Genomic DNA, 5,351 nt, shown 5'->3' on the forward strand with positions numbered 1-5,351 from the left:
CCTTGCCGAAAGTTCTTTTTTCAGGCATAAGCGTGCCTGTAGTCAACGGGAACACCACCTTATGTGGTTGATTTTTCGTACTTGACAAGGCTAGTAGATCTAAATATCAATAATTTTAAAGGAAAAGATTGCCACAACGGCAAACTTTTCCCTTAAGTCACACAAAAAAATGAGTATTTCAGCTACTGTTATGGCAAGTTTATCCTTCCAGTCGTGGCAATCTTATGGGTACATTGACACTTACTATGTAAGGATTTCCCCCCATTGGTTTGGACTTGAACTTAAGTCACCAACCCTAATCATTAATCATTAAGTTGAGCGCTGAAATCCTTACTGTGTATAGTTTTTTCATTACTACTTTGCGGTTTATATCATATAGGCTAGTTTGAGGCCATTCAGCGTGCATCAGCGCAAGGTCGCCTGACTGAATAACCTGTTTGATGTCGAAGTCGAAGTTAGACCGAATAATTCTGCCTATCTCCCTAAAATGCGATCTTAGGCAGAAACATTTAGTCTAATAATTGTTAGATGGCTAGCCGTAACTATGTGGCTTCACCTTCAATGAAAGGCGGAGATGTAATAAGTTCAGGCTGACGGAGAACATCTTGAACAACTGCTGCAACTACTTGTGCCAAGTCACAGGGGACAGCATTGCCTATTTGTCTATAAATCGAGCTTTGTCCGCCGATGAAATGGTAGGCATGTGGAAAGGTTTGTATTCTAAGTGCCTCATCAATTGTTAAGCGTCTCAATCTTTTGGGTGCAGCATCCAAAGGTAATGGTTCTCCCCCTTTCATTAGGTAGGAGTGGTACCATTCAACCCAGCTATCTTGACCAAAATAGCAATGCTCTTCATCAATAATTGGTGTTTTATTCCCACCCATAGAAGCATGGAGAGCGCATGAGTATCCATCAGGATTCAGCGGTCTTCCTTGACCATTAAACATCATTCCTGCATAGGGGGATCGTCTCATTACAGGTTTTGCCGCGATCGTAACTTTGGCATTACATACCCGGTTATTCTTCTCCGAACCTGCTACACCTAGAGGCAAAACGATATCTTTAACTATTGGGGAAGGCTTTTTGTATCGTTCAAAATATGCTCCTAAATTCCCAATACCCTTAAAGTCTCGAAACCCAATCAAAAACATTCTTTCTCGAGATTGTGGTACGCCGAAATCAGATGAATTCAGTAATACTAGCTTGCATATATATCCCAATTGACTAGCTACAAAAAAGAGTTTTTGACGAACTTCTGCCCATTTATCTAAAACTGCTAACGCTTTGACATTTTCACAAACAAAAGCTCGAGGTCGGGTAAGGCTTACAGCTTCCATGAAGACCCAGAGCATTTTACTACGGGGATCATCAGGATTCATTTTTCCAGCTACAGAAAAACCTTGGCATGGTGGACCACCAAAAACAAGGTCAACTCCCTCAAATCGTCTCAACTCAAGCAAATAGCTATTAATATCACCACACTTAATGATCCCTCTCGGATGATTTGCCTCATATGTGAGACAAGCATCTCTGTCGATGTCATTGGCACCAACGACCTCAACTCCTGCTCGGATGAACCCAACGTCCATACCACCTGCGCCAGAGAAAAGAGAGAGTCCTGATAAAAGTGTTTCGTTCTTCATGTATGCGATTTTGGCATATTTGTCTTTCCGAATCAAGATCTAAATCATGGAAAGCCAAAAGCACTCTATCTCAAGTATTCATGATCCCGAGTATCACAGGATCATTGATGCCCTTATTTCCCTGCGAGAGAAAGCAAAACTCTCTCAGAAAGCGATTGCCCATGAGATTGGCTTGACACAGCCTGACGTTTCCAAAATAGAGTGTCGGGAACGCCGAATCGATATTCTAGAAGCACTACGATGGGTGCGGGCTACAGATGCTGACCCTGCTGAGTTTTTCGCCCAGTTCGCTAATTTAGAGGGTTGAGCATGAGTTTTGCTAAACCAACCGTCGATCAAAAAGCAGCCGAGCAACTTCTCCGAGAAGCGATCGCAATAGCACAAGATGATTCTAGAGAAATTCCAGCCGTGGAATGGGATATCGAGATCAGAACCATTATTCAAGGAACACATCTGACTTTCCGATACATTCTCATGACTGGTCTTTTAGGCAAAGCAACAAACCCAAGTATCAATGCCCTTGCACTTCAGGCAGGGGCTGATGTTGAAGGTGCTTATGATGCCCGCACCTTATGCCATCAGGTTGTTGTGCCCATTGAGCGAAAATTGTTGAATAGGGCACTTGGCGGCTCAAATGAGCCATTCGCAAATAATCCAGCCCGTTTGCCGACTATATCTCTATCAAATCCTGTCAGAAGGGGTAAGGATCAAAAACTGCAATCTATGCTGTATAAGGTGCTTTCCGAGATAGGAGCGTCTGACCAAGCTTTTGTTTGCCTCTGCAATGCTGTAAGGTATGCGATTAAAAAGCAAATGGCTCGAAGTGGGAGTCTTCCTCAACTTTCAGAATCGGCAGACTCCCACTTAAAAACTATTGAATTTATTGATGCATTTGTCACCAGATCAATTGAGGGCCAGGTTGCTGCAATCGTCGCAGGAACTGTCCTATCCATATATTTTGACCAGTTTGAAGGCTTTGAGGTCATCGTTCATCCGGTAAATCAGAGCGGTTCTTCCTCCAAGGAAGTAGCAGATATAGACATCAAGAAGAACGGCAAGATTTTTGTAGTAGTTGAGGTTAAAGATAAGCCGTTCAGTGAGCAAGATGTCGATCATGCTGCTTTCAAAGTAAGCCAATATAGCTTAACTTCAATCACGTTTGTTATTGGAGTAAATGGAACGTATATCGGTTCATCTCTTAAGCAGGTTTCAAAAACTGTTTTGCTTACGAGAAACGTCAATGTTATTTTTGTTAGTCTTCTCTCCTTCATGAGCTCAGTAATTGCATTATGCCCAGAGCTTTCTTTTGCCACTTTTTTGGCAAAGCTTCGGTACTATGCGATCAATGCTCGGGTCAAGGATGAAGTTTTTGAGCATATTGAGAGTGTTTTTCAATCTATGCAAGTCGCGTCGAACCCGCCATCTAACAACCCTTCTGGAGCGGACTGATGATAGATATTGGCTGTGTTGCAGAGGCTACTTGCATCCGCGCAGCAGGAACGTTATCTCGCCAATGTGAAGCACAGTGAAACCGCGCTAGAATGGGCGGAAATGTCGTCCGAGCCAATACTCTTCGATTGAGCACATCGTTGACTCCGGTTTTGGGTGGCTCATCTTGATGGAGAAGTGACATGGAAAAGCCAGCAAAGAACACGATCTGCCTCTGGTACGATGGCACCGCCGAGGACGCGGCGCGGTTTTACGCCGAGACCTTTCCCGATTCCTCCGTTGATGCGGTGCACCGCGCACCGGGAGATTTTCCGTCAGGGAAGCAAGGGGACGTGTTGACCGTCGAGTTTACCGTGATGGGAATTCCCTGCCTCGGACTCAACGGTGGACCTGCGTTCAAACACAACGAAGCATTCTCGTTTCAGGTCGCAACCGTTGACCAAGCAGAAACAGATCGCTACTGGAACGCGATCGTCGGCAACGGAGGACAGGAGAGTGCGTGCGGCTGGTGTAAGGACAAATGGGGATTATCCTGGCAGATTACACCGATCGCCCTAACAAAAGCGATCGCCGATCCCGATCCTGCTGCTGCCAAGCGCGCGTTTGAGGCGATGATGCAGATGAGAAAGATCAACATCGCTGCGATCGAGGCGGCGCAGCGCGGTTAAGCTGACAGCCTTTGACCCGTGCATCTCGGAAGTACAAAGGGCTTATTAGAACTGCTTCCCTTCCAATAATTGGATGCCTAAGTGTAGCGAACTGCAAAAAGCAGAGGTCAAAACTGCAAAAAGGGAATTTTTGAAACCACATTAACTGCCAAAAGCAGAGGTATAAAAACCACATTATGTGCAAAAGAAACCACATTACGGGTCTTGGCAACTTTTGGTGATCCGAACCAATGCCGAATGGCGATCGCATCAAACTCATATTGTCCCGGCTGAGGTTGCCCTGCTTGCGAACGAAGTCCATGCTTGTGATTTCAAGAGTAGCGATCGCAATAGTCCTTGTCTGCGCGCCTTACCTCCATAATCTTTGTGACCCATGTAGATATGTCAGAGTAGCGTGAGCCAACTGCAAGCGAGCGTCACTGCCACCCAGTCACTCATGTAATATTGAAAGGTACTCACCAAATAATTCTTCAACCCTCTTATAATTGAGTGTTATTAAGCACTCTAAATGAACATTACATTTGCAGAAATTATTCCCAGTTTACTACCCAGCCCCGAAAATTTACAATTAAATAGCTGGGAGTTGGACAAAACAGCAACTCAGCTCGCAGTCAATGTCACTTCTGTCCAAAATCCAGTCAGATGTCCGGTTTGTTTAGCAGTAAGTCATCGCATTCATAGCCAATACAGACGAAAATTAAGTGATTTATCTTGGGCCAATTTCCGAGTCACTTTACAGTTAAATGTCCGAAAGTTTTTCTGTATCAATCCCCAATGTCAGCGCCGCATATTTGCGGAAAGAATTACAGATGTAGCAGCAACATGGGCAAGAAAAACGCAACGATTAACTCAAAATTTAACAGCTATTGGTTTATCATTAGGGGGGAATGCCGGAGTTAGATTAAGCCAATATTTTGGCTTCCAAGTAAGTCGCAATACTCTATTAAACTTAGTGCGTAGAATTCCCCTAGCACCAATTCAAACCCCTCGAATTCTGGGAGTTGATGACTTTGCTTTTCGTAAACGCCACACCTATGGCTCTATATTAGTTGACCTTGAACTTGAAAAAAGTCAACCCATAGCCATTCTCAAAGATCGTGAAGCCGAAACCCTAGCCGCTTGGTTAAAAGAACATCCCGGTGTAGAAATAGTATCACGCGATCGCTCCCGAACTTATGAAAAAGGTGTTCTGCAAGGAGCCCCCAATGCCATTCAAGTTGCTGACCGTTTTCATATTTTACAAAACCTCGCAGAAGCGACGAGTGCAAGTATTTGGCAGCCAACTAAAAAACCTTAAAGAGGTGGAAAAACTACACACGGGTTCCCCACCGAGCGATGCTAATCAGACTGAAATCGTCGCCTTACCTCCGGCATCAAATCAGACCAAAAAAGAAGTATCAAAAGCGATTCAACGTCGAGAAAGAAGAGTTATTATTCATCAACAAGTGTGGGAGTTACGGCATCAAGGTTTATCAGGAAAAGCAATTGCCCAAAAATTAGGTATTGGTTGCACTACCGTGTTCCGGTACTTGCGGCATTCAACATTTCAAGAACGCAACGGTCGTAGTGACCGAGGACGTAGCAAGTTAGA

7 protein-coding genes and 1 pseudogene are annotated in these 5,351 nt (G+C 44.4%); 6 read left to right on the forward strand and 2 right to left on the reverse strand.

What is annotated here, in order from left to right; genetic code table 11:
- Positions 1 to 542 precede the first annotated feature (542 nt).
- Positions 543 to 1,643, reverse strand: a complete 1,101-nt coding sequence (locus PY364_RS26585) for a DNA cytosine methyltransferase (protein WP_275570723.1) — start codon at positions 1,641 to 1,643, stop codon at positions 543 to 545.
- 46 nt (positions 1,644 to 1,689) lie between these two features.
- Between PY364_RS26585 and PY364_RS26590 the strand changes: the two genes are divergently transcribed.
- Both PY364_RS26590 and PY364_RS26595 read left to right on the forward strand, forming a co-directional pair.
- Positions 1,690 to 1,950 (forward strand): helix-turn-helix transcriptional regulator, encoded by a 261-nt coding sequence (locus tag PY364_RS26590; RefSeq protein WP_275570724.1) that lies wholly within the window; start codon positions 1,690 to 1,692, stop codon positions 1,948 to 1,950.
- 2 nt (positions 1,951 to 1,952) lie between these two features.
- Positions 1,953 to 3,092: a restriction endonuclease, SacI family gene (locus PY364_RS26595; protein WP_275570725.1), complete on the forward strand. Its 1,140-nt coding sequence runs from the start codon at positions 1,953 to 1,955 to the stop codon at positions 3,090 to 3,092.
- On the opposite strand, the gene PY364_RS26600 is transcribed toward PY364_RS26595, so the two are convergent.
- Complete coding sequence (locus PY364_RS26600; RefSeq protein WP_275570726.1) at positions 3,067 to 3,276, reverse strand: hypothetical protein; 210 nt, start codon at positions 3,274 to 3,276, stop codon at positions 3,067 to 3,069. The two genes, PY364_RS26595 and PY364_RS26600, sit on opposite strands and share 26 nt — an antisense overlap.
- Here PY364_RS26600 and PY364_RS26605 point away from each other — a divergent pair.
- From PY364_RS26605 to PY364_RS26620, 4 genes and pseudogenes are all read left to right on the forward strand, one after another.
- Entirely contained in the window at positions 3,275 to 3,760 is a 486-nt protein-coding gene (locus PY364_RS26605; protein ID WP_275570727.1) for a VOC family protein, read from the forward strand. The two genes, PY364_RS26600 and PY364_RS26605, sit on opposite strands and share 2 nt — an antisense overlap.
- Before the next feature lie 178 nt (positions 3,761 to 3,938).
- A complete protein-coding gene (locus tag PY364_RS26610; RefSeq protein ID WP_275570728.1) occupies positions 3,939 to 4,121 on the forward strand; it encodes a hypothetical protein in 183 nt (60 codons plus the stop codon).
- A gap of 147 nt (positions 4,122 to 4,268) precedes the next feature.
- Positions 4,269 to 5,057 carry an ISL3 family transposase gene (locus tag PY364_RS26615; protein ID WP_275570729.1) on the forward strand — a complete coding sequence of 263 codons (789 nt, stop codon included), beginning with the start codon at positions 4,269 to 4,271 and terminating at the stop codon, positions 5,055 to 5,057.
- Between the two features lie 4 nt (positions 5,058 to 5,061).
- A pseudogene (locus PY364_RS26620) lies at positions 5,062 to 5,351 on the forward strand (ISL3 family transposase); the annotation flags it as partial.

The sequence above is a fragment of the Kamptonema sp. UHCC 0994 genome (assembly GCF_029167235.1).
GTDB lineage: Bacteria > Cyanobacteriota > Cyanobacteriia > Cyanobacteriales > Microcoleaceae > Kamptonema.

Excerpts from the sequence above, each read along its gene's own strand:
- PY364_RS26615 (WP_275570729.1), top strand. The coding sequence starts at position 4,269 with ATGAACATTACATTTGCAGAAATTATTCCCAGTTTACTACCCAGCCCC.
- PY364_RS26600 (WP_275570726.1), bottom strand. The coding sequence starts at position 3,276 with ATGTCACTTCTCCATCAAGATGAGCCACCCAAAACCGGAGTCAACGAT.
- PY364_RS26595 (WP_275570725.1), top strand. The coding sequence starts at position 1,953 with ATGAGTTTTGCTAAACCAACCGTCGATCAAAAAGCAGCCGAGCAACTT.
- PY364_RS26605 (WP_275570727.1), top strand. The coding sequence starts at position 3,275 with ATGGAAAAGCCAGCAAAGAACACGATCTGCCTCTGGTACGATGGCACC.
- PY364_RS26590 (WP_275570724.1), top strand. The coding sequence starts at position 1,690 with ATGGAAAGCCAAAAGCACTCTATCTCAAGTATTCATGATCCCGAGTAT.
- PY364_RS26585 (WP_275570723.1), bottom strand. The coding sequence starts at position 1,643 with ATGAAGAACGAAACACTTTTATCAGGACTCTCTCTTTTCTCTGGCGCA.